A 25,929-nucleotide genomic window follows, 5' to 3' on the forward strand; every position below is an offset into this window, starting at 1 on the left:
AAGTATTCAGCAATCTTCCATCGGTTTTCATCAACAAGAGGTTGAAAAAACAAATTAAAATATTCATGAAGTAATTGCACATATTTTTAAACTGTGAGAAAGAAAACCATTAATATCATGGTGATAGTCAGAGCAAAAATTAAAGCATATTCAAATCTACGACTAAAAAATCCGATAATAGTGATTAATCCTACTAATAAAATGGCAATACCAATATATTGTTCTTTTTGCAAATTTTTAGCGATTAATGAATCATTAGATCCGGAAGGAGTTTCTTCAATATTATTAGTTTTTCGTGTTGAGTATTGATATGAATTTATCTCATGCAGAGACGCAGAGACACAGAGAGTATGAATTGTTAAAATTTGCTGTTTTGTAATTTTCATAAATCCTGTATTCTTGCCAGATATAGATGATAGAGAAAAAATGTAAATATTTAGACTAATTGCCTTATAATGTTTGGGTATTATTAGGTGACAGTAAAACCGCTTATTTATAATAGTGAAGAAGAATTTACCATTGGCGGCAGCAAAATTATACACAGTTGGTAGGGGTATATTAAAAATTGAAAATTGATCTTCTCAAAATATTTCCTCGTTCCCAGTCTCAGACTGTGAATGCTATCAAGAGTCTCTGACTATTTTGTAACATTTTCGTGATATTGATCAAGGTAGAGCCTTGAGAATTCATTCCCATACAGAGTATGGGAACGAGAAATGAGAAAGAAAAAAATTACTCAATCAATTTTTTATCTATCATTAGTTATATTTCCATCAGCAACATCACTACTAAAAATTGCCTAAAATTTCCCTCCCAGTATGAGATATAAACTATAGTATATATCGCTAGAAGTCAGTCATCAGCAAGAGGAAAAATAGTCAAATTACGTCTAATGTTGTGAATAGATATTCAAAAAAATGGACATAGAATATGCCTCTTTACAAACTAGAAGAATTTGATCCAAACTATAGAGAAACCTTTGGTGGAGATGATATTAAAACCTTGAATCTCTATACCGAAGGAGGAACAGAAGTAGGTGCAGTTGCTGATGCTTTAGTCGATGAAAATGGCAGGTTTAGATATTTAGTGATTGATACAAGTTTAGATACTGTTGGCAAGAAAATATTACTACCCATTGGACTAGCTCGCATCAATTATCCCGCTGGGCGTGTCTATGTCGATGGACTGAGCAAACAGCAAGTAGAACACTTACCAGAGTACCGGGAAAACATCATTGTTGATCAATCATTTGAAGAATTGGTACGCTCTATCTATCGTTCTCACCTTGGTACCATAACTTATGAACTGGAAACTTACAACTACGAACAAGAACCAACTTTATATGGTTTAAATGAGCAATATCATCAAACTCTCAGACTTTATGAAGAACGTCTAATTGCTAACAAACATCGTGTGAAAACAGGAGAAGTAGCAGTTGGTAAACACATTGAAACTGAAACTGCACGGGTGACAGTACCTATTGAAAAAGAACGCGTTGTTATTGATAGAGTTCAAACACCAGAGATAGGTACAATAGTAGACCCCAACGAAATCAAATTTCAAGCAGGGGAAGTAGCACATATAGATGTTTATCAAGAAACTCCAGAAATTCATAAAGAAGCATTTGTTCGTGAAGAGGTGCGAGTCAGAAAAGTAGTAGATCGGGATATTGTGGAAGCAGAAGACACGATTCGCCGGGAAGAATTAGATATTGATACTTCCGGTGAATTAAATATCAATGAAAATCGTGTATAAATTCATGAATCAGGAATCAGGAGATAGTAGGGGTTTAGATCCCCGACTTCTTCAAGAAGTCCGGGATCTGGGTATTGGGTATTTTTCATTTCCACCAAATATCTGACTTTTGATAATTAGATTTTCTGGCGATTCATTCGTGAGAAAGATGGAAATATCAGCATCAATTAATATTCTTGAAGGTAAGAAATTCAGAAACACTATTAACCGTTGAGGAAAAATATAATGGTTCTTTACAAATTAGAAGATTTTGACCCTCAGTACCGCACTACTTTTGAAGACAAAGACATTAAGGGATTAGGAGTATATACAGAAAGAAATGATGAAAAAATCGGTACAGTCCATGATGCGTTAGTTGATGAAAATGGACATTTTCGCTATTTAGTAGTTGACTTAGGCTTCTGGATTTTTGGTAAAAAAGTTTTACTACCTATTGGTCGTACTCGCATCGACTATAATAATGATCGCGTTTATGCTCTTGGTTTAACAAAAGAACAGGCAGAAGATTTACCTGAATTTAACGAACGTTTAGCAGGAGATTACGACTATGAAGAACGGGTGCGTGGTGTATATCGTAAACCCGACTATCGCACCACACCGCTAGAAGCATCAGGTTCAGTAGAATCACCAACGCCCGTAGATTCCAGAGAAGTAGCAACAACCTCTACAGCCAGAACTACACCCAATTACACCCGTGATACCTACCGCTACGAACATGAACCGGAGTTATTTGGATTAAATGAGCAAGATCATCAAACTCTAAAACTGTATCAAGAACGGCTTATTGCTAATAAACATCGCCGCAAAGTGGGGGATGTAACTGTTGGTAAGCACGTAGAAACTGAAACTGCACGAGTATCAGTACCCGTTGAAAGAGAACACGTTGTTATTGAGCGTGTCACCCCTGAAAATGCTGGTAGAACAGTTTCTTCCCGTGAAGCTGACTTCCATGAAGGTGAAGTTGCTCGCATGGAAATCCACGAAGAAATCCCGGAAGTTAGAAAAGAGGCTTTTGTGCGGGAAGAAGTGAGAGTGAAAAAAGTCGTTGAGCAAGATACTGTGGAAACTCAAGACACAGTTCGTCGGGAAGAGTTAGATGTGAATGCTCCTAATCTCCCGATTGAAGAACGATAATTAGTAAGTATTCAGGAGTCAGGATTTAGGATTCAGGATTCAGGAGTTAGAATAATTGTAAAATCAGGAATCAAGAGATTCAAGATTTTATCAAATACATCAAGATAATCAAAGTTTTAATTTATTCTGGATCTGGATTTTGAATTTTGAATCCTTCTATCTTAACTATTGAAATAATATTGATTGTATTTAATGAACCACGTTATGCAAAGCATTTCCCTAAGGGTAGACACGAAGGACACGAAGGAAGAAAAGATTATCCCTCTCTTGGAAGAAAGGTTGTTTGTTGATCATAATAAACAAAAGGTAGGAGAGGTGATTGTTCGTAAGGAAATCGAAACTGAGATGATCCAAGTTCCTGTGAGACGGGAAAAATTAATTGTTGAACAAGTTAGTCCACAACACCAACAATTAGCAGAAATTGATTTAAGTCACGGGGAGATTCCTGGTATTGAGTTAATAAATGAGGAAATATCAAAAGATTCTAGTTTGGATAGAGGTTTAACGGTGAGTGGAGAGTTTATTTCCCCAAAAATTGCTAGTTTGCTTTTAAATGCGATCGCTCAAGAAAAAGATCATGGTTGTCAACAAGTCAAAATCACAATTTCTGTAGAAAATCAATCCCAACAGCAAAAGTATCAAGAATGGTTTAACCGTTGTTCTCATTCTTCTCATATTTAATTTTATGGTGGGTATTACCCACCTTTTTAATTAATTAATTAACTAATTAATTAATTAATAATTAAAAATATCAATCAATTATCAATTATCAATTATCAATTAATTGGTGTATATCTTTGACGATTATAGATTGCAAAAGCTAAAACTACAAACGTGAATATTCCTGCTAAATATAAAGGATAGCCATAAGTTAACGGCTGAGATTGCTGTACAATCATTCCCGCAATTACAGGACCAATACCATTAGAAATACTTAAATAAGAAGCATTCAATCCTAATGCAGTTCCCTGATCTTCTGGTTTAGCATTGAGAGAAATTAATGTGCTAATCATCGGTTGCACCAGAGAATTGAAGATTGAAAATAATATACCAACTACGACAAAATAATTAATATTAGCCCAAATTGGCATCAAGAAAAATGACAAACTGCGGAAAAACAAACCTAAAAATAATATTTTGACGACATCAAATTTTTCTTTTAGTATAGAAATTCCCCAAGTTTGCATAATCACGCCTAGCGTACCAAAAGTTAAAAATAAAAGAGTCAATGATTGACTATTTTGATTTAGCACTTTAATAAAGTAAGGTTGAAAAGCATAAGTAAACATTGTAAAAGTTGTACCAATCAGAAAGTTAATTAATAGTAAAATGCCCACTCCTGGCATTACTAAACCTTTAATTAAATTTCCTAAACCTAAATCAAAAATGTTTTTAGGTTTTTGAGATTGTTTTTGCAGAGTTTCTGGTAAAAATAAAGCTGTTATTAATAAAGCGATAAACGCCACTGCACCAGAAGCTAAAAACGCAGTCCCTAAAGAAATCTGCTGTGCCAACAAACTGATAGCAGGTCCTAAAACAAACCCTAATCCCATCGCCGCCCCATAAATACCAAAAGCTTGGGCGCGATTTTTTGGACTGGTAATATCAGAAATCACAGCTTGAGCAACAGAAACATTACCACCTGTAATACCATCTAAAAATCTGGCAAAAAATAGCAACCAGGCTACTGTCGCATTGCCAGCTATAAAGTTAGCAATTACAGTACCTGCTAAACTGATAATTAATAAAGGCTTACGTCCAAATCTATCAGATAATTTACCAATTACTGGAGTTGCGAAAAACTGAGATATTGAGTAAATAGAAAATAATAAACTGGTGTGAAAATCACTCAGTTCAAATTGTTTACCATAGAGGTAAATAATAGGAATTAAAATTGTCAAACTGAGGGAATTAACAAAGACAATTAAAGCAGTGATCCAAAAATGACGATTCATAAATAAGTAAGAATTCAGGAGTCAGGAGTCGTAGGGGCGAAGCATTCGGAAAATAACCTGGAACAAAAATTGATAATTGTTCGCCCGAATGCTTCGCCCTTACAGGAGTCAGGAGGCAGAAGGCAGAAGGCAGGAGGCAGAAGGTAGGAGATAGATATTTTTGCCCAGTCACCAGTCACCAGTCCCCAGTCACCTTAAAACCGCCCATCCTCAAGAGACAGGCGGTTATTTAATGTTGCTTATTAAACAGAAAAACGTATCAGGTTGTCATTACAATGAAGAACCGATTCCAGCGTAGGCTCCATAAAAGAAAATACCTACAACAGTAATTACACCCAACCCTGCGATTGTAGCCACAACCCACAGGGGAATTCTCCCACTTCCAGACATGGTTTTCTCCTCCCTTAACAACAAATCAACAGAAAGTTAATAATGATGACGATTCCAGTTAGTTAAAGAAGTAACTGGAGAACAAAATACCGAGAACGAAAATTAATAACAGTCCCAGGTACAAAGAAGTACGGTTTAGTTCAACAGGTTGTTGATTAGGATTAGGCGTTCTTTCCATGATTTGCTCCTAACGTTGAATAAACTGCATTGCTGCGATCGCACCTAAAAAGAAGACAGTAGGTACGCCTAAAGTGTGAACCGCCAGCCATCTGACAGTAAAAATAGGATAAGTAACAGGTTGATTGACGTTATTGCCGGTAGCCATGATCTCAAATTACTTTTGGATAAATGTTTCTACTTGTTTCTTAGCTTCGTAACGGTTGCTAACGATGGGTACTTCTTGACGTACTTGAGTGAAATACTCGTTAGGACGGGGTGTACCAAAAACATCGTAAGCCAGACCAGTGCTGACAAATAACCAACCAGCAATAAATAAAGCTGGGATGGTGATGCTGTGAATTACCCAGTAACGAATACTGGTAACAATGTCCGAAAATGGACGCTCTCCAGTGGTACCTGACATTTAACTACCTTCGCAAAAACTACTATTGAGTCTATTATCCTACAAAGTTTAGAAACAGTTACAAGTTGCAACTTTCTTCTCAGAAAAGGTTATCACCTAAGCGGCCTCAGCTTGATTGGCTGTTTCTGCATTGGTGGGGTTATATTTGAGCAAAACGCCGTGATCACCGATGATAAAACCTTGATCGGGGCTAAAAAATACAATTTTGTACAGATTAGCAGCGACTTCTTCCACATCACGGTCTTTTTCCCAAGTTTGGCCACCGTCGGTACTGCGTAGCAAGTTACCGCTACCACCACCAATCCAAATTTCATCAGGTGTGCGATAGGCTAAATCTAATAAACCCCAGCTAGTTGATAACTCTGGATATTCTACATCTAACCATTCATCTGATTTAGCTGGATCACTAAATTGCACTTGACCACCTCTTGCTAATAACCACAACTGGCCGTTATCAGCAAAACCCATATTTTCTAAACGACGGGAACTATTACGGTTATGGGGTTCCCAAGCTGCCATTCCTGGTTCCCAAACAGAGTAAAAACTACCTTTCGCAGAAACAGCAATATATTTACCATCGGGCGATCGCTCTAAGTTCCGCACCACACCCACAGCAGTTTCTACCTGTGCTTTCCAGTTTAGACCACCATCGGTAGTTTTATAAATCGCGCCCACATCAGTGGCCATTTCGGCTGTACCTTCACCCAGTGCAGTCACCAAAATGGGACTACCGGGTAATTTTTGACTCAAAGGTAAGCTAGACCAAGATTTCCCACCATCACTGGTATGCAGCAACAAAGAAGGTTCACCCACGATCCAACCTTCTTGACCGGCAAAACTTACCGAGTCAAAACGGGATCTTAGCTCATCCACAGCCAGTTCTAAACGTTGCCAAGTTCTACCACCATCTTTAGTTTCCAACAGAGTGGCATTACTGCCTACTAAATAACCATGATTGGGGTCATCAGTAAAAGCAATATCAAACAGTTTTTCCTCGGTTGGTACACTGATAACTTCCCAAGGATTAAAAGTTGTAGAGGGAACTTTGCTACAACCTATACAAGCTAAGACTACTATTAACGCGGCAAATATACCTTGCCACCTTTTGAAAATTGATTGCATCAGTATTTTTTAGTGTTTGTGTGAATCAAGGGAACAGGAGTCAGGAGTTAGGAGTCAGGAGTCAGGAGGTAGGAGGCAGGAGTTTTTTATTTTGGATTTTGGATTGTTTTTGTTAACTCCAATCTAAAATCTGGGGTCTAAAATCTAAAATTTTCTTCCCCAATCACCAATCACCAGTCCCCAATCACCAGTCCCCAATCACCAGTCCCCAAAAGGGATATTATTGTAGTCCGTAAAGACTGATAAAAAACAAGAAGCCAAGGGCTAAAGCACCAAATATTAAGATATTCTTTTGCGCTGGTGTCAGTTTATTTACACCCAAGCCATAACCTAAGTTTTCTTTGAAACCAGATGCCGTACCCGCAGGACCGATATTAGCAAAAGCTACCTTCTTGGCAGTGCAAACTGGACACTTCCAATTGATTGGCAGTTCTGCAAACGCTGTTCCCGCTGGGATATCATATTTATCGTCTCCCTTCTGTGGTTCATATACATAACCGCAGGCGCGACACTCATAGCGGTCTAACGCCTGAGTCTCAAGAGCTTCTTCAGCTTGTTCACTCATGGCTAGATTCTCCTAGAGGGGAAATCTTAAAGATACGTTACAAATTATGACATAATTGTTAAACTTTTCTATCAATCCTCAAACTGAATCAAATACTCCACTCTGTCTGTTTCCCAGATTTCAAAATACCTGGAAAGATATAATGTAAAAAGAAGTTACAGCTTGATTTCCACCATAATCAGTAATCAGTAGATATTTATTGTGTTTGTCCTTAGCGGTTACGAATATCTTCTAGGCTTCTTGATCCTTTGCAGCCTAGTTCCAGCCCTGGCGCTATCAGCGTCCAAACTTCTGAGACCTAGTAGCTACAGCCCTGAACGGCGCACCACCTATGAATCCGGTATGGAACCCTTTGGCGGAGCCTGGATTCAGTTCAACATTCGCTACTATATGTTTGCCTTAGTCTTTGTTGTCTTTGACGTGGAGACTGTTTTCCTATACCCTTGGGCGGTAGCCTTCCACCGTTTAGGACTATTGGCATTTATTGAAGCATTGATTTTTATTGCGATTCTCGTAATCGCGTTAGTTTACGCATGGCGTAAAGGAGCATTGGAATGGTCGTAAATTCTAATCTAACCACCCAGGACAAAGAACGAATTATTAACCCCATTGAGCGTCCTACGGTAACTCAAGAACTGTCAGAAAACGTGATTTTAACGACAGTTGATGACCTTTACAACTGGGCGCGGCTTTCTAGTTTGTGGCCTTTGTTGTTTGGTACAGCTTGCTGCTTTATTGAATTTGCGGCTTTAATTGGCTCTCGTTTTGACTTTGACCGTTTTGGTCTAATTCCCCGTTCTAGCCCCCGTCAAGCCGATTTAATCATCACTGCTGGAACAATTACCATGAAGATGGCTCCTCAATTGGTGCGTCTTTATGAACAAATGCCCGAACCCAAGTATGTAATCGCTATGGGTGCTTGTACCATTACAGGGGGTATGTTCAGCGTTGACTCTCCCAGTGCAGTACGCGGAGTTGATAAGCTGATTCCTGTAGATGTGTACTTACCTGGTTGTCCTCCCCGTCCAGAAGCGATTATTGATGCAATTATTAAATTGCGGAAGAAAATTGCTAATGATTCGATGCAAGAACGGGGTCAAATCAAACAAACCCACCGCTATTACAGTACCACCCACAATATGAAGCCAGTTCCCGAAATTTTAACTGGTAAGTATTTACAATCAGAAACTCGCTACAACCCACCCAAGGAATTAACAGAAGCGATTGGTATGCCTGTACCACCTGCGTTGTTGACATCTAAACAGAAGGAGGAAGAAAAGCGTGGCTGATGCAGAATCTCAAGAATCTAAAATAGTTCCTGCGGGTCAGGTTTCCCAGTGGTTAACAGAAAATGGTTTTGACCACGAATCTTTGGCAGCTGATGTCAATGGTGTAGAAATTATTAAGGTTGCACCTGAGTTTTTACTTCCTACCGCTACAGCTTTGTATGCTTATGGGTTTAATTGTCTCCAATTTCAAGGCGGTATTGATTTAGGACCAGGACAAGATTTAGTTAGTGTTTATCACTTGATCAAGGTGAGTGATAATGCTGATAAGCCAGCAGAAGTGCGGATCAAGGTGTTTTTGCCTAGAGAAAATCCCGTTGTTCCTTCAGTGTATTGGATTTGGCGCACTGCTGACTGGCAAGAGCGCGAGTCCTACGATATGTTTGGGATTATCTATGAAGGTCATCCTAATTTGAAGCGGATTTTGATGCCGGAAGATTGGGTAGGTTGGCCTTTACGTAAGGATTACATCTCGCCTGATTTCTATGAGTTGCAAGACGCTTATTAGGTAGTGCTAATCTGTGGTTTACCCCTTTCCAATGGTGGAGAGGGGTATTGTTTTTTTTGGGGTTAGCAAAAATCATGAGGTGCTATCAACTGGAGTTTAAGTTAATCAGAGACTTAGCGAAACTATGAATAATCTTAGGTAGGGGTTGCTGAATAAAGACAAAAGCTAGATATATTGAAGGTTTGAGGCTAATAAACAAGAAAAAGATGCAAGGATTTTGAAGGGTATACCTGAAAAAGTGTGCATTTTGGGTCTGATAAATCAGGAAATTATAGCCCACATTCCGCACTTCAATAAAATAGGTAGAGTCATGGATAAACTCTATAAATATGGATTAACTAAACTATTCTTAATCATTGCCTTAGAAGTAGTAAAAAAATATGGAATAGACACAAAATATTCCCATTTAGACTCAAGCTCATTACATTTACATGGAAAATATGATAATTGCCTAAATAATCTAGAGAAAGAATTAGGAATAAATCGAGAACATCCAATTATGATTACACAAGGATATTCTCGTGACCATCGCCCTGACCTAAAACAATGTATCTTAGAAGTTGTCTTAAAATTTTTCGGCGAATATAATTCACTACTACACAAGCAAAGTCCACCTGCGTGGACTAACGAAAAATTAAGGATTTGAAACCTGCGTAGGCAGGTTTTGTCTGTGTAGATGTGATTTCTAATCGCCCAAGTTAGACTTTTCAAACATCCTCTTAAAGGGTACTTTATCAAGGTGCTTGGGAGTATGACGTTACAAGTGGTGATAGGGTATTTTATGTTCCTGATGAGGAACAATTAAAGGTTGTTGTCTATTATGCGGGGAAACATCCTAAACAAGCTCCTGTACCATAATTTATTGTTCATAAAAAAGCAGGAAATCCATTAATTTATCTTCTATCATCTGCGTTTATCTGTGGTCATCTGCGTTTAATTATTCTTGATATATCAAACATCCTGCAAATCCTGTAATACTGGATATCCTGATTCTGACAAATAATCTCTGATTATTAACACAGATAAACTTAAAAAAATAAAAATTGCAATAAAAATAAAAATAAAATTTTGTAAATCCTCTCATCTTGTCAATACCCATTGATAAATTTGAGAATTGTAAAGAATTTGGACTTTTTGAGAAAATTGCCATTTAATGTAAAACAGATGCCATCATAGCTCAATCAGAGCCAATTGGCGGGCAATTTACCTACCAGATACAACCCAGCCGGTAAATATCCTCTACCGGGGCATCTGGTAGCATGAGAAATTGCCAATTTAATTAAATCAACCTAACAATAAAGGGAAATTTGGTAAAAAGCTGTTAATTAATAACTAGGACTTTTTGCCAAAGATGATTTTAATCCTAGACAAATTGTGATGAATATAACTAATTTCCCGTGGTTGACGACGATTATTCTTTTACCAATAGCCGCGTCACTGCTCATTCCTATCATCCCCGATAAGGAAGGTAAAACCATCCGTTGGTATGCCTTAATTGTCGGTTTGATTGATTTTGCCCTCATCATTGCCGCTTTCTACTTGGGTTATGATTTCTCTAACCCTGACTTACAATTGGTAGAAAGTTATTCTTGGCTACCACAAATAGATTTGAAGTGGTCCGTGGGGGCTGATGGTTTATCCATGCCTCTGATTATTTTGACGGGTTTTATTACCACTTTAGCGGCTTTGGCAGCATGGCCTGTTACCTTCAAACCCAGGCTATTTTACTTTTTACTTTTAGCCATGTACGGTGGCCAAATTGCCGTGTTTGCAGTCCAGGATATGCTTTTATTCTTCCTGGTGTGGGAATTGGAGTTAATTCCGGTTTACCTACTGCTGGCTATTTGGGGTGGTAAAAAACGCCATTATGCAGCGACGAAGTTTATTCTCTACACCGCCGGCGGTTCGCTGTTTATTCTTCTCGGTTCTTTGACGATGGCGTTTTATGGTGATAATGTCACCTTTGATATGCAGTCACTCGCCCTCAAAGACTACGCCCTCAATTTACAACTGTTACTATACGCTGGTTTCTTAATTGCTTACGCTGTTAAGTTACCTATCATCCCTCTGCACACTTGGCTACCAGATGCCCACGGGGAAGCTACCGCACCTGTGCATATGCTATTAGCAGGTATTCTGCTGAAAATGGGCGGTTATGCCTTAATTCGCATGAATGCCCAAATGTTGCCTGATGCCCATGCTTATTTTGCCCCGGTGTTGGTAATTTTGGGGGTAGTCAATATTATCTATGCGGCTTTAACGTCTTTTGCCCAACGTAACCTGAAGCGGAAAATTGCCTACTCTTCAATATCTCACATGGGCTTTGTTACCATTGGGATAGCCTCTTTTACCGATTTAGGTTTAAGTGGTGCAGTTTTACAAATGGTTTCTCACGGGTTAATAGGTGCAAGTTTATTTTTCTTGGTTGGTGCAACTTATGACCGGACACACACCCTGATGTTAGATGAAATGGGTGGTGTTGGTAAGCGGATGAAGAAGATTTTTGCGATGTTTACTACTTGTTCAATGGCTTCTTTAGCATTGCCAGGAATGAGTGGTTTTGTAGCAGAATTAATGGTGTTTGTGGGTTTTGCCACTAGCGATGCTTATAACCCTACATTTAAAGTCATCGTTATTTTCTTGATGGCAATTGGTGTGATTTTAACCCCAATTTATTTGCTGTCAATGTTGCGAGAAATTTTCTACGGACAAGAAAACGAAGAGTTAGTTTCTCACCAAGCTTTAATTGATGCTGAACCTCGTGAAGTGTTTATCATTGCTTGTTTGTTAGTTCCTATTATTGGGATTGGTTTTTATCCCAAACTGCTAACTCAAATGTACGATTCTACTACTGTACAATTGACGGCAAGATTACGGGATTCCGTACCAACTTTAGCTGCTAAGAAAGCGGTGGAACAGGTTTCTTTAAGTGCGCCTGTGATTGGTGAATAGTTCTGAGTTACAATTTATCATTAGGGTGGGTTTAAGACCTGCCCTTTTTTATGTCAATTCTACTATTGAAAATTATTGAAAATACTTAATTTTTTTATCTCACGCAAAGGTGCAAAGACGCAAAGAAGGAAAGGTTAGGGTTTATATAGAAGGACGAACTACTCTAATTAGTTTTCCTGCTAGATTTCCTGCTTGAGAAATAGCTTCATGAAGGCGTTGTGACATTCTGTTTCTATCACTATCATTTGTACAAACAATAATACCTGAATGATTTGGTTGTAAGCGGTGAAGTCGAATAAAATCATAGCGATTTAGTGTTAAAATCGCCCTTTCTTCTTGAATAGCAAAATTTAAAACTTCTTCATCAGGAATACTTTGATTAGCTTTCCCTGCTTCTTGCACTGTTAATACATCATGACCAAAATTGCGTAATAATTCGCTGACTACGCGGGGAAATTGTTCATCTGCATAAAGACGTACCACAATTTACGCTGCCTCATTTTTTTGAATTGCTGTTTCAATTTCTTCAGAATGTGCATTTGCATAAGCCCAAGCATTGACTAAATCAGCAGCAGTTAAATGAGGATAATCATCTAAAAGTTGTGCTTCACTAATACCTAAACGTCGAGATTCTACTAATAACCAAATAGGAATACGCGTGTTAGCAATACACGCTTCACCACCGCAAACTCCAGGGGTTTTGGTAATGGGATATGTAGTTTGATTTAAGGTTTTAGTTAATATTTGTATGGCTTGTGCTTTTTCGGTTGGGGTTAGTGCTAGGAGTTGGGTTTCTAAGTCTTGGTTTGTCATATTTTTTAAGTAATTAATTTATTGCTGTGAAATCATTAGCCTATCCGTTTTAATTCTTCTCGTAATACTCGCCTTAATGTATCTTCTAAAGGTTCACGACGCTGTTGGATATATTCTTTTAAAGCATCGTTAATTAATGTTTGGTAGTTGCCACCACCTGCTTGATGAACTTGATCTCGAAACCATGCGAGTATTTCATCATCTAAACGAATAGTAATTCTGGTTTTTCCGGGTGCTGTTGGTTCTATTGCTCCCCTTTTTCCTTGGCTAAAATCATATTCTGATTCCATAATTTATCTTTACGCTGCTATGCTATCTAATTCTATTGTATGTACATTAGTACATATTATCATTATCAGAAGAGAAATATTCAATTTATGGAAAAATTTTGGCAATTCGCTCTTTTTTTGTTTCACGCAAAATCATATTAACTTAATTTAATAAAGTGTCAAAACTCCTAAATCTGAATTTTCTGCAAAGGCTTGGATATCCTCTAAATGTAATTGCAAAATTTCCTCTATTTGATTTGTTGAACAATTACCACGTCTCACCCAAATTACTTTAGGTGGATATCCACGCAGTATACTTAATTCATTAAAATCTGCATCTCTGGTAACAATTATAAATTTATTTTGTTTTGCAAATTCCCACAGAATTCTATCATCCGCTTGATCTAAACCTAAGAGAAAAACGTGCTGAGAGTTGGGGTAAATAGCAGCGAGTTTATCTACTAACCGGGGTGATAGATTATGATCAAATAATAACTTCATGCTTGCACCATCAACATTTGTCTTTCTCTATCTGCTGCATAGCTAAGACAAGCTAAAATATCTTCTTGTGTTAAATAAGGAAAATCATGCAGTATTTCCTCATAAGTCATGCCAGATGCAAGGTATGATAGAACGTCATATACTGTAATTCTCATCCCCCGAATACAAGGTTTACCTCCTCGTTTTCCTGGTTCAATGGTAATTATATTTTGATACTGCATATTGTTTAAAGGGGTAGGTTTTGTTTTCTATTTTAGCGTTAGAGGTTGTTTGAAAAGTTTTAGATGGTGACTTTATACACTTGCAGATCCCCCCTAACCCCCCTTAATAAGGGGGGAAATAGAATTAAAGTCCCCCTTTTCAAGGGGGATTTAGGGGGATCTAAAATTTTTGATACATCATGAGGGACTTTTCAAACATCCTCTAAAATGTGCAGATAAAAAAGACCCACAAGAAAAGAAAATAGTATAATAATACATTTGCATAGCTTGAGTAGTCAAATAAGAGTTTCTTTCTAACAATATGCCAGCAAAAAACCACTGCCAAGCATTTAACATTTGTAGAAAACTAACTGTAAATGACCATTTTTTGTAGATGACAATTTTTGCTTGATCATAAACTTTATTTTCTGCTGTTCGGTCTCCTCCTAATAAATTTAGTTCTTTTAATTGACTAGCTAATCTATCATTATATAAATTATAATACCCTTCAAGGTTATTAAATTCACTTGATAACCGTTTAAATGTAAAAGTTGTTTCTCTGCCGTCGTTAGACATATCTTTATATAATTAAATTTCCAATAACATATTTAATCTAAAAAAAGCCACTGTCAATGATTTTATCTAAATTGCAATATAATTTATAGGACTTACGCACTGTACAAATTCACCATGATGTGCATGAACGAAAATCCGTCGTTTCAGGCTTTTGGCGATTAACTTCCGATCAATAGCGATCGCCCAAAAATAATTAAAAAATCACGTTAAAATGCCCGAAACCCATACCTCATATTTGGTTGATTCTGTCAATGCGTAAGTCCTAATTTAATACAAAAGGTTTCTAATAAAAAATTACATTGTTATATTATATAATATAATGCAATACGAAAGATTCTTACAAAACCATGAGTAAAGAAAATATTACATTTAGAATAGACAGCAGCAAGAAAGCCGTTATTGACGCATTAGCAAAAGGCATAAACCGCGATAGAAGCTATATTCTCAATGAAGCGATAAACGCTTATTTAGAGATGTATCAATGGCAAATCGAAGAAATCCAAAAAGGCATTACTGAAGCGGATGCTGGAGATTTTGCTAGTGATGAAGAAGTAAAAGGGACATTTGCAAGGCTAAGTAATGCAGATTAAATGGCTACGTCGGGCGCTGCGTAACTTAGAACAGGCGCATAACTACGTTTTTCAAGAAAATCCTACAGCAGCACAGGAATTAATAATCAAAATTCAAAATGCTGCCAACCAATTAGAAAAATATCCATTTATGGGTAAAAATGGCAGAATTGAAGGTACAAGAGAATTGATAATTTCTCACTCACCGTATATTCTGATTTACCGAGTTAAAGAAGAATCTGTAGAAATTCTGCGAATTTTGCATACATCAAAACGCTATCCAGAATAACCAGAGAATAAATTAAGAGTCTAAAAGCGAAAGTCGGTTTTAACCGACTATATTTATTTTTTATTATCACTCTATTTCATCAGGATTCACACCTAAAGCCCTTAACTTTTCAGCTAAAAGTTGCGTTTTTCTCCTTTCTGCGGCTAATGCTGTTTCTGCTTGTTCCAAAAGTTGAGAAATTTCCAGATATGAAGAAAACTTATTACCATCGGGACGATAAATTTGTAATTCTTCCCCTGATAAATCAAACTTAATTCCTAACTTGGGACTAACCCAATTTTCCATTTCTGAAATGACATCTAAACCATCTTCCGTTCTTAACCATCCTCTCAACTGATTATTTTGAGGATTATAAATATAATATTCTTCTACTCCATATCTTTCATAAAATATCAATTTCCTCTCCATTTCGGTTTGAGAATTGCTAGGAGAAAGAATTTCAAAAACTACCTGGGGCGCAATATTATTTTCTTGCCATTGTAAATAAGAACCGCGTTTACCTTTTGGTCGTCCAAATACAACCATAACATCAGGTGCATTGACTATATAATTTTTCCCTTCAATGGGATACCAAAATAAATCACCAGCCACAAAAACATCAGGGTTATCTGCAAATAACCAATCTAAATTTTGTTGAATAACTAATATCCAACGAAACTGTTCTGTATTATTAGCCATTGGTTGTCCATCACTGTCTGGGTAGATGACCTCTGATGTATTTAAGGGTAGAGGTTGAGTAACCATAACTTTAAATTAGTTAGTTGTTTACTTTACCAATATCTTAGCACTAAATAATAGATACCCTAATTTTTAATAAGAGCCAGGGAATAAATTCCCTGTCTAAAAGCAAAAGTCGGTTAAAACCGACTCATAAAAAAACTTTGTTCTTCCTCTTTGCGCCTTTGCGTCTTTGCGTGAGAAAACTACTAAAAATTCTCATCATCAATAAAAAAATCCATCAAACTTACTTAACCTCAGACACAGAAAAAGCCTTATTTGCTTCAGCATAAATCTTTAAAGCAACCGCCATTTGTTGTTTAGCATTATCTCCCTGTGCTTGAAACCAAGCCAAAGTTTCAGGATCAACTTCAATCATAATTTTTACAGGTGATTGAGGCATTCGCAACTGTGCTTTCTCAAAAAACTCATCCGACAAAGGAGGAATATCAGAAGTATCAATTTCCTCATCACTCATCGCATCAATTCTAGCCCAATCTGTTTTTGATGTATTGTTCATAGCGTTTTCGTTCATGAGAAATTGCCTTTCTTAATGAAATAATCCTAACTATATTCACATCAGGTTCAGTGTAAATAACAACTATAACCCTACCATCAAGTAGTCCAATACCAATATATCTTTCTTCACCATAATCTTGTCGTTCATCAATATAGACAAGCATCGGTAAATTAAAAATTCGGTAAGCATCAGCAAAATCAAAACCATGCTTTGTGATATTACTTTGGTTTTTACGCTCATCCCATTCAAACTTCATAAACTCAATCTACCACACCAATTGCTAACTCTCTCTTCCTCTTTGCGCCTTTGCGTCTTTGCGTGAGAAAAACCCTAAAAATCCTCATCATCAATAAAAAATTCCGCCTCCTCATCAACCCCAGACTTCAACTCACCCAAACCCCAAAGAGACTGCAAAACCACCCCACCAACCAAACCCACCGCTACCCAAAAAGCCAACATCAAACCAAAAGGAATTTGTATTGATTGAAAAACCAAAAACTTTAAAGATACAAGTGTGGCATTCTGCACAGAAATTAGTGCGATCGCCAACACCCAACCAGCTATAACTATAGAAATAAATAAATTCACAAACATTTTCATAATTTTATATATAAAAAAGGAGTCAGGAGTTATTAATTTTGGATTTTGGATTTTGGATTTTGGATTGTTTTTGTCAAATCCAATCTAAAATCTAAAATCTAAAATCTAAAATTTTCTTCCCCAGTCCCCAGTCCCCAGTCCCCAGTCCCCAGTCCCCAGTCCCCAGTCACCTATCCTAACTTAGCAATTTCAGCTTCCATCGTCGCTGCAATCTGACTAAGTTTATCCGGTGAGTTGGTTTCCATGTACACTCTCACCAAAGGTTCTGTACCAGAAGGACGCAATAACACCCAACTACCTTCTTCTAAATACAGTTTAATCCCATCCTTTCTTCCCACTTCCTTCACTTTAATTCCCGCTACTTCGGAAGGAGGATTTTTGATATAGGCATCAATCACAGCGTTTTTGTGAGCTTCCGTCAGGTGTAAATCCAAACGGTTGTTATATAAAGGACCATCAGCTTCAGCAATAGCTTCCTGAACCAACATACTTAAAGGTTTACCTTCATAGGCGATCGCCTCAGCCACCAGCATATCAGCCAAAACCCCATCCTTCTCAGGAATATGGCCAATAACACTTAAACCACCAGACTCTTCACCACCAATTAAAACGGTGGTTTCTCGCATTTTCTCACCAATGTATTTAAAACCAACCGCAGTTTCATAAATTGGTAAATTATACTTAGCCGCGAAATTATCCAGCAAGTGAGTAGTCGCCACAGTTCTCACTATCGCACCACTCTTACCTTTGTTTTTGATTAAATGTCTTGCTAAAACCAACAGCACTGTATTGGGAGTGAGAACATTTCCTAGTTCATCAACGATCCCAAAGCGATCGCTATCTCCATCCGTTGCTAAACCCAAGTCAGCTTTATCAGCTTTTACAGCTTCCACCAACTCCACCAACTGTTCACCCTTAGGTTCTGGCATACCACCGCCAAAAAGTACATCTCTCCAAGTGTGGAAACTTTCCAACTGAGTACCGCAATGTTGCAGCACCTCATCTAAATAGCCACGAGATGTAGAATAGAGAGCATCGTACTTAACTTTTAAATTTGCACCCTTAATTTTTTCCACATCCAGCAATGTGTAGATAAAATGCAAATAATCGGGCTTCGGATCAAAAGTAGAAATCGTACCAGATGGGTTACTTCCTGGTAACTCATCCGATGCCGTTTCTATATTGGCCACAATAGTATCAGTAATTTCTGGAGTGGCAGGACCAGCATAGTCTGGGATATATTTAATCCCACAATAAGGTGCAGGATTATGACTAGCAGTAAACATCAAAGCCCCTGCGGAATTAAGGTGTTTCGCATTGTAGGCAATCACAGGAGTCGGACAATCCCGATCCGTAATTTTCACATTCCACCCTAAATCTGCCAAAACCGCAGCAGATGTCCGTGCAAACTCATCAGCCAAAAATCTTGTATCGTAGGCAATTAAAACTGGTCTGTCTTTACTATAGGCAGTTTCCAGATAACTAGCGATCGCCCTAGTTACTTTCCGCACATTAGGAAACGTAAAATCATCGGCAATAATGCCACGCCAGCCATCAGTACCGAATTTTATTTTACCAGAATTGTTAGGGTTACTCATTTTGCTACTCTCTCCCGTGCATCATCACTACTATGAGGAAGCATCCCGCAAAGCTTGTGGAACAACCACCATCCTGCAAGTATCCCCAAGGTAATTTCTCTCACTGTACCTGAGCAATGTCAATCCCTGCTAGACCCTTTGTAAGTTACCACCTTTGGTCTCTAGTTTCCCCCAAAAGAGGCCAAGAACATTGGCATTGTCAAATGAGAAGGGGATTCATTAAAGCACGACAACATGAACCAGAGGTAAAAGCTTTATTATCCCAAGCTACACCACCACAGCGGATTGGTATGCTTGCCCAAAAGGGTATCTATGAATTTCATCATCATCTCCATTGGTTAACTCAATCGGATGGTGTGGAAAAAGTAGCCCAGTTGTTAAAATTAAGTAATTTTACTTTTCAAGTCAAGCAACGGGTACTGCACATTTTACAAAAATATCAAAAATCGCCTTTGCTGTTAAATAAACGCATTCTGCAATTAACTCCTGGTGATGAAGGTTTTCCTAAACCAATTTTCATTGAAAAAGCTAATTATTGTTTTCGGTTATATGCAGCTATGGACTGTGTTTTTATTGAGTCTGATAGCACTTTGCATATTTTAGATTTTAAAACTGGTAAGTCAGATTTTGATCAAAGACAAGCTTTAGTTTATTTATTAGCTGCACGTTATCTTTATCCTGGGAAAACTGCCGTAGCATCATTTTATAATTTGGAAATTGGTAAAAAATCTGATTTAATTACTATTAATAATCATGAGTTAGCATCTTTGGAATTTGAGTTGGCTAATGTAGCAAATAAACACCAACTTGATTTACAAAACTATGCAGCTACAAGCAATAACTTTAGTAAAATCTTTCCACCTAACCCCGGTTATCACTGTCGTTTTTGTCCGTTTAATTCAATCTGTGAATTTTCTCAATTTAACCCGGAAAAATCACATTCAACGCCAATAATTCGTAATTCGTAATTTTGTAATTTAAAACATCCTGCCTTTTTACTGTCACCGTGGCGTAGCACCTGTCACCCTCTAACAAAATCTCTTAAAAAACGATAAATCAATATTACCAAAGTGAATACTCATAGCAATATTTAATTGTTCTAAAGTTGCTACTAACCAATCAATAGCATCTGTAGTTGCATTTTCATAATGATTAAATAAAATTCCAAATCTCTTCTCTAGATAGGGTTTTACTTTCCTGCAAATTAACACCACTTTTAGCAACAACCCAATAGTTTCTAGAGAACTTTGATTACTAATTAAATCTAAAAAAGTTGCGTGTTGTGGTGATGCTTGGCTATTAACAACCAAAAAATCATTTATCTTTTGATCATCAGCATCCGGTAATATATTTTGTAAATGATTTGACAAACGTTGATTAAATTGACGTTGACCATATTTACTATCAATGGAAGATATTAGATACTCATGTAAATCTTTCTTAAAATTATGGAAATTATTGCCCCTGTGATTCATATATTTTAAGAACTGCTGCGCTCTCTCTTGATAAGTATAGTTACTATCTGTTTTACCAATAAATTGTTTTACCGTACTGTAGAGATCCCTATCACTCAATAATGTAGAATTATCAACAGGGCGTAATATCCTATTAGCTTCCACTGGGGAAACTTTTATTACCGTTTACAAATTACTTAAATGTCAAGGCGAATAAATTCGCCGTTGGCACTTCCTCCACTGTAAGACAGCCAAGTGGCTTCCGTGCTTTTCAGCGATTTTCTTGTGAACTTGACTGATACAGTTTTAACAAACAATGGTTGAATAAAGTTTATTTTCCATATTTCCTGATGAGCAGTTCATATCACCATTTTACAGCTTAACCCGAAAAATTACTGATATTTTCATTCAAGGCTACATAAAAAATTTTTACCTAAACCTTAAACTTTTGATTAACTTAGGCAGATCAGCCGTATCCAGGGGCGTTAGGAGCTAATTCTGCTCCTACCTGATACCCCATTACTAAATACAATTTGTCAATTTTGAAGTCCCAAATTAAATAGGTGGTAATTCTTTAAGAATTGTAAACCGAATATGGTTAATCGCCAAATTGCCAATGGATATTTCTTCTTTGGTTAGTCTTTCACCATTACTGGTAAGAGTTTCAAAGGAAACACCTTTGCCAATTTCAATATGATACCAGCATAAACCCATAAAGAAGCGTGTAGGATAGGGACCATAATCACCTATATCATCGGGATTAGATTCCATTGGTAGCCAACCAAAATTAGGAATGTAAAACTCTAGCCAAACATGATTAAAGTCAGGTTGTAGGGGAACTCCCTGTTGTTCACCGTAGGGAGGGCATTTATACCTGCCGACAGTCCGACAAGGAATACCATTTAAACGACACAAAGCCAGCAATACGCCTACATATTCCCCACAAGAACCAACGCCTCGTTCTAAAACTATGTCTGGTGTATCTATGTGGGGTTTAATGCCATAGGATAACTCATCATAGACATAGTTGCGGATATTATACATTTTTCGTAACATATTGGTTTCCGAACCAACAGCATCACGAGCAGCACGGCGGACAATGGTTGTATCCATTGCTAAATCATCATCATCCACCAAATAGCGACTTTGCAATTCTGGTGTTAGTTCAGGGAGGTCTTCTACATCTTTGGGTGTAATGCGATACTTAATACCGCGAACTTCTAAAAGTGCCTTCCAGCCAAATAGATGACGTTCACCGGGAACGAGAGTATCAAAGTTAAATACAGCTACCCGTTGTCCTTCAATAATTTCTTCTGTGAAGGGTAAACCAATAGCTTCAACTTGTTTCACCTTTTGGCGTTCTGTTTCTGAGGGGAGAGCAATACGCCATTCCACATTGGGTAAATAAACTTCTTCTAAGGGTGAAATTTCCTCTATGTATGACATTTCCACTAAATAACCATTAGATAAGGCGTAGCGTTTATCTGGGTTGTAGTGATAGTAGAGAGGATGAATAAAAGTGATATCCCGATAAGTTAGCTCATGATTGGGATCAGCATTGGGATTATCACGAATATAAGGCTCTTCTGTAGAGTAAGCAACGTAGAGCAGATCCTTACCTGTTGTTTGATCCTGACTGTGGATAGCAATACCTGTAGGAGAAGCAAAAGAAGTCAGGACACTAAAACGAACTTCTCCAGTTGCCCGATCCATAGAGTAAACTGTTTGCTCAGTGCGATCGCAAACCCAGAGAGTTTCTGCGCTGACTGCCAAATTTTCTCTCCCCACCCCTGGGGCATAAAATCTAGTAATCTCTTTGCGTGTATCTTGGTCAAAAATCAGAATATAACCTAGTCTTTGGCAGCTAACATAGACAGTAGATTCCCAAACCGCAACACCATCAGCCGCATAAGGTAAAGTAACAAAATGCTCCAAACCCCAAGAACCCAACTTACACAAATAAACGCTATTACCACGGCTGACCCACAGTGTATCTTCCCACACAGCTAAACCAGTAACATCTGTAAATTCCTTAACTTGGTGGGGATTAAGAATTTTACTGTTATCAGAGATGGGGTCAATCTCTAGTAGATGTCCCTTGATAGAGTCAATAGCAATGAGTTTATCTTTAATGAAAGCAATACCATAGAGGGTAGCAGCAGTAAACGGTCGAATAGTTTTTTGCCCAAACATCTGGCTAACATTCAAACTAGGGAGTGTCAAACTTATATTATTAGTCATTAGTCATTAGTCATTAGTTATTAGTCATTAGTCATTAGTTATTAGTCATGGTAGGGAAAAGAGAACAGGGAACAGGGAACAAGGAAATTTTAGATTTTAGATTTTCGATTGGAGTTGAGAAAAACAATCCAAAATCCAAAATCCAAAATCCAAAATTGCATCACCAGTCCCCAGTCCCCAGTCCCCAGTCCCCAGTCCCCAGTCCCCGATCCCTAATACATGATTGATGGAAATCCTGCCATCACTAAATTATGATCGAATTTTGTAACCATTTCCTGTAACCTACACGATGTCTGCTCATTCTTTACCTGAAAGTGCCGCAGTTTGGCATGGTTTGGAGGTTGATAAAGCTTTAGAACTGCTTGATAGCAATGCAGACAGCGGCTTAACACCCCAAGAAGTTGAACAACGTTTGCAAAAATACGGTCCCAACGAACTAGAAGAACAGGGTGGCCGTAGCCCTTGGGAGATTCTCCTAGATCAGTTCACTAACATTATGTTATTGATGCTGATTGGTGTGGCTTTTATTTCTGGTTTCTTAGATTTTTTGGCGTTGCAACAAGGTACATTAAAACCTGGTGAAGTTCCATTTAAAGACACAATTGCGATTATGGCAATTGTAATTCTCAATGGCATTCTCGGTTATGTCCAGGAAAGCCGTGCTGAAAAAGCTCTAGCCGCCCTGAAAAAACTCTCTTCGCCCTCAGTGCGCGTGATCCGTAATGGTAAACTGACGGATGTAGCGGGGAAGGATCTTGTACCTGGGGATGTGATGCTACTGGAAGCGGGGGTACAGGTTTCTGCTGATGGACGCTTAATAGAACAGTCTAATTTGCAAGTGCGAGAGTCAGCATTGACTGGTGAAGCTGAAGCTGTCAATAAGCAAGCCATACTTACATTACCAGAAGATACGTCACTTGGCGATCGCATTAATTTGGTTTTTCAAGGTACTGAAGTTGTTCAAGGCCGGGCTAAGGTGCTTGTTACCAATACCGGCATGACAACGGAACTGGGCAAAATTGCCACCATGTTACAGTCGGTGGAGAGTGAACCTACTCCCCTACAACAACGCATGACTCAACTGGGTAATGTGTTGGTATCTGGTTCTTTGGTGCTGGTTGCTCTAGTTGTCGGTGGTGGTCTGATCCATGATTTAGTGAAGGGAATAGGCTGGAAAAATTTACAAGAGTTGGTAGAAGTTTCTCTCAGTATGGCGGTGGCGGTAGTTCCTGAAGGTTTACCTGCGGTTATTACTGTAACTCTGGCTTTGGGAACTCAGCGTATGGTGCGCCATCATGCTTTAATTCGTAAACTTCCAGCCGTAGAAACTCTTGGTTCTGTAACTACCATCTGTTCTGATAAAACCGGGACTTTAACTCAAAATAAAATGGTGGTGCAGTCAGTCTACACCAATCAAAAAACTTTTAGGGTGACAGGAGAAGGTTATGCTCCTGTTGGTGATTTTCAGTTAGATGGACAAAAAGCCGATTTAGAAGAACATCCAGAAATATCCGCCCTGTTGGTTGCTTGTGCTGTGTGTAATGACTCGGTACTGCAAAAAGAAGCGGGAGAATGGGCAATTTTAGGCGACCCCACCGAAGGCGCTTTGATGACTTTGGCGGGTAAAGCTGGTATTGAAAAAGATCAATGGAATAGTAAGTTACCCCGTGTGTCTGAGTTTCCCTTTTCTTCTGAAAGAAAACGCATGAGTGTTATTTCTCAAGTGGAAGCAGTGGCCACTGGTGATCCGGGGATGACTGGGGTTGATCCGGTAATAGCTGGTTTTGTGGACTCAAAACAGTATTTAATGTTTACTAAGGGTTCACCAGAATTAACTTTAGCTCGTTGCACACACATTTATTTAGGCGATCGCTCTATTCCTATTGATGAAGAACAACACGCCCAAATTCTGGCTGCTAATGACCAAATGGCTTCTCAAGGTTTGCGGGTGTTGGGTTTTGCTTATAAACCTTTAACAGAAATACCCCCCGAAGCTTCAGAAGACACTTCTGAAAATGATTTGGTGTGGTTGGGTTTGGTGGGAATGTTGGATGCTCCACGCCCCGAAGTACGGGCGGCTGTGGCAGAATGTCGTCAAGCTGGTATTCGTCCAATCATGATTACTGGTGATCATCAATTAACAGCTAGGGCGATCGCTCTTGACTTGGGTATAGCTGATGCTGATGCTAGAGTTCTCACAGGTCAAGAATTACAGCGCATGAGTGACACTGAACTAGAACAACAAGTTGATTTAGTCAGTATTTATGCTAGAGTCTCCCCAGAACACAAACTGCGAATTGTTCAAGCCTTGCAACGTCGTGGTAGATTTGTGGCCATGACTGGAGACGGCGTTAACGATGCACCCGCCCTCAAACAAGCTGATATTGGTATCGCTATGGGCATCACCGGTACAGATGTCAGTAAAGAAGCCAGCGATATGGTGCTATTAGATGATAACTTTGCCACCATTGTCGCAGCTACGAAAGAAGGTAGAGTTGTTTATACCAATATTCGGCGGTTTATCAAATACATTCTCGGCAGTAATATCGGTGAAGTTCTCACCATTGCTTCAGCGCCACTTTTAGGTTTGGGTGGTGTTCCCCTCTCACCTTTGCAAATTCTCTGGATGAACTTGGTGACAGATGGTTTACCAGCTTTAGCTTTAGCTGTCGAACCCCCAGAACCAGATGTGATGCAACGTCCCCCTTTTAGTCCCCGTGAAAGTATTTTTGCCAGGGGTTTGGGTGCTTACATGGTGCGGATTGGGATTGTATTTGCGATTATTACAATTATTCTCATGCAATGGGCTTATTCTCACGTCCAAATAGCTACCGGAGAAGGTCTAAATCCCGAACGCTGGAAGACAATGGTCTTTACTACTTTATGTCTCGCCCAAATGGGTCATGCGATCGCTATTCGTTCTAACAATCAGCTAACAATAGAGATGAATCCTCTTTCTAATAAATTCGTATTGGGGGCTGTTCTTGCCACTACGATTTTACAGTTAATGCTGGTTTATGTTCCACCACTGCGAGCCTTTTTTGGTACTCATTATCTGCCTTTTAATGAGTTACTAATTTGTATTGGTTTCAGTGCCTTGATGTTTGTTTGGATTGAAGGAGAAAAGATTTTCTTCCGAGTTATGGGCAAGAAGAATGTTTGATTGGTAATTGGTAATTGGTAATAGGTAATAATCAATCAATATTACCTATTACTATGTTTAAATGACTAAAATGGTTTGCTGAACAAATTTTTTACTAATTCCTAAATAAGAGAATATAGTAAATAGTCAAAATTTGATGATTTTTCTCCTGACTCCTGACTCTTGAGGG

General features: G+C 38.3%; 35 protein-coding genes. 14 read left to right on the forward strand and 21 right to left on the reverse strand.

Annotated elements, in window-relative coordinates:
- Positions 1–86 precede the first annotated feature (86 nt).
- Positions 87–386 (reverse strand): hypothetical protein, encoded by a 300-nt coding sequence (locus H6F47_RS01455; RefSeq protein WP_242027307.1) that lies wholly within the window; start codon positions 384–386, stop codon positions 87–89.
- A 544-nt stretch (positions 387–930) separates the two neighbouring features.
- Between H6F47_RS01455 and H6F47_RS01460 the strand changes: the two genes are divergently transcribed.
- From H6F47_RS01460 to H6F47_RS01470, 3 genes are all read left to right on the forward strand, one after another.
- Entirely contained in the window at positions 931–1,755 is an 825-nt protein-coding gene (locus tag H6F47_RS01460; protein ID WP_137668453.1) for a DUF2382 domain-containing protein, read from the forward strand.
- Positions 1,756–1,980: 225 nt separating this feature from the next.
- Entirely contained in the window at positions 1,981–2,889 is a 909-nt protein-coding gene (locus H6F47_RS01465; protein WP_137668452.1) for a DUF2382 domain-containing protein, read from the forward strand.
- A gap of 204 nt (positions 2,890–3,093) precedes the next feature.
- The gene (locus H6F47_RS01470) at positions 3,094–3,570 is read left to right on the forward strand and encodes a DUF2382 domain-containing protein (RefSeq protein ID WP_242027308.1); all 477 of its coding nucleotides are present in this window, start codon (positions 3,094–3,096) and stop codon (positions 3,568–3,570) included.
- Between the two features lie 95 nt (positions 3,571–3,665).
- Here H6F47_RS01470 and H6F47_RS01475 read toward each other — a convergent pair whose 3' ends face one another.
- Positions 3,666–4,844 carry an MFS transporter gene (locus tag H6F47_RS01475; RefSeq protein ID WP_096570963.1) on the reverse strand — a complete coding sequence of 393 codons (1,179 nt, stop codon included), beginning with the start codon at positions 4,842–4,844 and terminating at the stop codon, positions 3,666–3,668.
- A 160-nt stretch (positions 4,845–5,004) separates the two neighbouring features.
- Here H6F47_RS01475 and H6F47_RS01480 point away from each other — a divergent pair, with 160 nt between their 5' ends.
- On the forward strand, positions 5,005–5,142 hold the full coding sequence (locus tag H6F47_RS01480; RefSeq protein ID WP_190647405.1) for a hypothetical protein: 138 nt from the start codon (positions 5,005–5,007) through the stop codon (positions 5,140–5,142).
- Here the strand turns inward: H6F47_RS01480 and H6F47_RS01485 are convergent.
- The 6 genes from H6F47_RS01485 to H6F47_RS01510 form a co-directional block, all read right to left on the reverse strand.
- Positions 5,115–5,234 carry a photosystem II reaction center protein J gene (locus H6F47_RS01485; RefSeq protein WP_013190555.1) on the reverse strand — a complete coding sequence of 40 codons (120 nt, stop codon included), beginning with the start codon at positions 5,232–5,234 and terminating at the stop codon, positions 5,115–5,117. The genes H6F47_RS01480 and H6F47_RS01485 overlap by 28 nt on opposite strands.
- 58 nt (positions 5,235–5,292) lie before the next feature.
- Complete coding sequence (locus H6F47_RS01490; RefSeq protein ID WP_197704893.1) at positions 5,293–5,412, reverse strand: photosystem II reaction center protein L; 120 nt, start codon at positions 5,410–5,412, stop codon at positions 5,293–5,295.
- 9 nt (positions 5,413–5,421) lie between these two features.
- Entirely contained in the window at positions 5,422–5,559 is a 138-nt protein-coding gene (gene psbF / locus H6F47_RS01495) for a cytochrome b559 subunit beta (RefSeq protein ID WP_096570965.1), read from the reverse strand.
- Positions 5,560–5,568: 9 nt separating this feature from the next.
- The gene (gene psbE, locus H6F47_RS01500) at positions 5,569–5,817 is read right to left on the reverse strand and encodes a cytochrome b559 subunit alpha (RefSeq protein ID WP_096570967.1); all 249 of its coding nucleotides are present in this window, start codon (positions 5,815–5,817) and stop codon (positions 5,569–5,571) included.
- A 96-nt stretch (positions 5,818–5,913) separates the two neighbouring features.
- Positions 5,914–6,939 carry a photosynthesis system II assembly factor Ycf48 gene (locus H6F47_RS01505; RefSeq protein WP_137668670.1) on the reverse strand — a complete coding sequence of 342 codons (1,026 nt, stop codon included), beginning with the start codon at positions 6,937–6,939 and terminating at the stop codon, positions 5,914–5,916.
- 220 nt (positions 6,940–7,159) lie between these two features.
- Positions 7,160–7,504: a rubredoxin gene (locus H6F47_RS01510; RefSeq protein ID WP_096570971.1), complete on the reverse strand. Its 345-nt coding sequence runs from the start codon at positions 7,502–7,504 to the stop codon at positions 7,160–7,162.
- A 201-nt stretch (positions 7,505–7,705) separates the two neighbouring features.
- Between H6F47_RS01510 and ndhC the strand changes: the two genes are divergently transcribed.
- From ndhC to ndhD1, 5 genes are all read left to right on the forward strand, one after another.
- Positions 7,706–8,068: a photosynthetic/respiratory NAD(P)H-quinone oxidoreductase subunit C gene (gene ndhC, locus H6F47_RS01515; protein WP_096570973.1), complete on the forward strand. Its 363-nt coding sequence runs from the start codon at positions 7,706–7,708 to the stop codon at positions 8,066–8,068.
- Entirely contained in the window at positions 8,059–8,793 is a 735-nt protein-coding gene (gene ndhK / locus H6F47_RS01520; protein WP_137668669.1) for a photosynthetic/respiratory NAD(P)H-quinone oxidoreductase subunit K, read from the forward strand. The genes ndhC and ndhK overlap by 10 nt, the downstream gene beginning before the upstream one ends.
- On the forward strand, positions 8,786–9,298 hold the full coding sequence (locus tag H6F47_RS01525; RefSeq protein ID WP_096570977.1) for an NAD(P)H-quinone oxidoreductase subunit J: 513 nt from the start codon (positions 8,786–8,788) through the stop codon (positions 9,296–9,298). Before ndhK ends, H6F47_RS01525 begins: the two co-directional genes overlap by 8 nt.
- Before the next feature lie 310 nt (positions 9,299–9,608).
- On the forward strand, positions 9,609–9,944 hold the full coding sequence (locus H6F47_RS01530) for a hypothetical protein (RefSeq protein WP_190647407.1): 336 nt from the start codon (positions 9,609–9,611) through the stop codon (positions 9,942–9,944).
- A gap of 731 nt (positions 9,945–10,675) precedes the next feature.
- Positions 10,676–12,250, forward strand: coding sequence for a photosynthetic/respiratory NAD(P)H-quinone oxidoreductase subunit D1 (ndhD1, locus tag H6F47_RS01535; protein WP_096570979.1), 1,575 nt, complete (start codon positions 10,676–10,678; stop codon positions 12,248–12,250).
- Positions 12,251–12,391: 141 nt separating this feature from the next.
- Here ndhD1 and H6F47_RS01540 read toward each other — a convergent pair whose 3' ends face one another.
- From H6F47_RS01540 to H6F47_RS01565, 6 genes are all read right to left on the reverse strand, one after another.
- The gene (locus tag H6F47_RS01540) at positions 12,392–12,733 is read right to left on the reverse strand and encodes a DUF5615 family PIN-like protein (RefSeq protein WP_096570981.1); all 342 of its coding nucleotides are present in this window, start codon (positions 12,731–12,733) and stop codon (positions 12,392–12,394) included.
- A 3-nt stretch (positions 12,734–12,736) separates the two neighbouring features.
- Positions 12,737–13,063: a DUF433 domain-containing protein gene (locus H6F47_RS01545; RefSeq protein WP_137668666.1), complete on the reverse strand. Its 327-nt coding sequence runs from the start codon at positions 13,061–13,063 to the stop codon at positions 12,737–12,739.
- A 35-nt stretch (positions 13,064–13,098) separates the two neighbouring features.
- Positions 13,099–13,353: a BrnA antitoxin family protein gene (locus H6F47_RS01550; RefSeq protein WP_096570985.1), complete on the reverse strand. Its 255-nt coding sequence runs from the start codon at positions 13,351–13,353 to the stop codon at positions 13,099–13,101.
- A 147-nt stretch (positions 13,354–13,500) separates the two neighbouring features.
- Positions 13,501–13,833 carry a DUF5615 family PIN-like protein gene (locus H6F47_RS01555; protein ID WP_096570987.1) on the reverse strand — a complete coding sequence of 111 codons (333 nt, stop codon included), beginning with the start codon at positions 13,831–13,833 and terminating at the stop codon, positions 13,501–13,503.
- Complete coding sequence (locus H6F47_RS01560; protein WP_096570989.1) at positions 13,830–14,054, reverse strand: DUF433 domain-containing protein; 225 nt, start codon at positions 14,052–14,054, stop codon at positions 13,830–13,832. The genes H6F47_RS01555 and H6F47_RS01560 overlap by 4 nt, the downstream gene beginning before the upstream one ends.
- A 177-nt stretch (positions 14,055–14,231) precedes the next feature.
- Positions 14,232–14,609 carry a hypothetical protein gene (locus H6F47_RS01565; protein WP_190647409.1) on the reverse strand — a complete coding sequence of 126 codons (378 nt, stop codon included), beginning with the start codon at positions 14,607–14,609 and terminating at the stop codon, positions 14,232–14,234.
- A 347-nt stretch (positions 14,610–14,956) separates the two neighbouring features.
- On the opposite strand from H6F47_RS01565, the gene H6F47_RS01570 reads away from it, so the two are divergent.
- Positions 14,957–15,199, forward strand: coding sequence for a ribbon-helix-helix protein, CopG family (locus tag H6F47_RS01570; protein ID WP_137669193.1), 243 nt, complete (start codon positions 14,957–14,959; stop codon positions 15,197–15,199).
- The gene (locus H6F47_RS01575) at positions 15,189–15,467 is read left to right on the forward strand and encodes a type II toxin-antitoxin system RelE/ParE family toxin (RefSeq protein ID WP_190647412.1); all 279 of its coding nucleotides are present in this window, start codon (positions 15,189–15,191) and stop codon (positions 15,465–15,467) included. Before H6F47_RS01570 ends, H6F47_RS01575 begins: the two co-directional genes overlap by 11 nt.
- 66 nt (positions 15,468–15,533) lie before the next feature.
- On the opposite strand, the gene H6F47_RS01580 is transcribed toward H6F47_RS01575, so the two are convergent.
- The 5 genes from H6F47_RS01580 to H6F47_RS01600 form a co-directional block, all read right to left on the reverse strand.
- Entirely contained in the window at positions 15,534–16,211 is a 678-nt protein-coding gene (locus tag H6F47_RS01580; protein WP_096570995.1) for a Uma2 family endonuclease, read from the reverse strand.
- A 220-nt stretch (positions 16,212–16,431) separates the two neighbouring features.
- Positions 16,432–16,704 carry a hypothetical protein gene (locus H6F47_RS01585; protein WP_199291020.1) on the reverse strand — a complete coding sequence of 91 codons (273 nt, stop codon included), beginning with the start codon at positions 16,702–16,704 and terminating at the stop codon, positions 16,432–16,434.
- Positions 16,673–16,960: a BrnT family toxin gene (locus tag H6F47_RS01590; protein WP_190647415.1), complete on the reverse strand. Its 288-nt coding sequence runs from the start codon at positions 16,958–16,960 to the stop codon at positions 16,673–16,675. Before H6F47_RS01590 ends, H6F47_RS01585 begins: the two co-directional genes overlap by 32 nt.
- Positions 16,961–17,034: 74 nt before the next feature.
- The gene (locus H6F47_RS01595) at positions 17,035–17,304 is read right to left on the reverse strand and encodes a DUF1049 domain-containing protein (RefSeq protein WP_096571001.1); all 270 of its coding nucleotides are present in this window, start codon (positions 17,302–17,304) and stop codon (positions 17,035–17,037) included.
- 170 nt (positions 17,305–17,474) lie between these two features.
- On the reverse strand, positions 17,475–18,902 hold the full coding sequence (locus H6F47_RS01600; protein ID WP_190647417.1) for a phosphoglucomutase/phosphomannomutase family protein: 1,428 nt from the start codon (positions 18,900–18,902) through the stop codon (positions 17,475–17,477).
- A gap of 116 nt (positions 18,903–19,018) precedes the next feature.
- On the opposite strand from H6F47_RS01600, the gene H6F47_RS01605 reads away from it, so the two are divergent.
- Positions 19,019–19,870, forward strand: a complete 852-nt coding sequence (locus tag H6F47_RS01605) for a PD-(D/E)XK nuclease family protein (RefSeq protein ID WP_190346884.1) — start codon at positions 19,019–19,021, stop codon at positions 19,868–19,870.
- Positions 19,871–19,930: 60 nt separating this feature from the next.
- Here the strand turns inward: H6F47_RS01605 and H6F47_RS01610 are convergent, their stop codons facing one another.
- Both H6F47_RS01610 and H6F47_RS01615 read right to left on the reverse strand, forming a co-directional pair.
- On the reverse strand, positions 19,931–20,521 hold the full coding sequence (locus H6F47_RS01610; protein WP_347239057.1) for a hypothetical protein: 591 nt from the start codon (positions 20,519–20,521) through the stop codon (positions 19,931–19,933).
- A gap of 390 nt (positions 20,522–20,911) precedes the next feature.
- Positions 20,912–22,597, reverse strand: a complete 1,686-nt coding sequence (locus tag H6F47_RS01615; RefSeq protein WP_199291021.1) for a transglutaminase family protein — start codon at positions 22,595–22,597, stop codon at positions 20,912–20,914.
- Between the two features lie 47 nt (positions 22,598–22,644).
- On the opposite strand from H6F47_RS01615, the gene H6F47_RS01620 reads away from it, so the two are divergent.
- Positions 22,645–22,824, forward strand: a complete 180-nt coding sequence (locus H6F47_RS01620) for a hypothetical protein (protein WP_190647419.1) — start codon at positions 22,645–22,647, stop codon at positions 22,822–22,824.
- 62 nt (positions 22,825–22,886) lie between these two features.
- Positions 22,887–25,760, forward strand: a complete 2,874-nt coding sequence (locus H6F47_RS01625) for a cation-translocating P-type ATPase (protein WP_096571007.1) — start codon at positions 22,887–22,889, stop codon at positions 25,758–25,760.
- The last annotated feature ends 169 nt before the right edge of the window (positions 25,761–25,929 follow it).

It is taken from the genome of Sphaerospermopsis sp. FACHB-1094, assembly GCF_014696195.1.
GTDB classification, from domain to species: Bacteria; Cyanobacteriota; Cyanobacteriia; order Cyanobacteriales; family Nostocaceae; genus Sphaerospermopsis; species Sphaerospermopsis kisseleviana.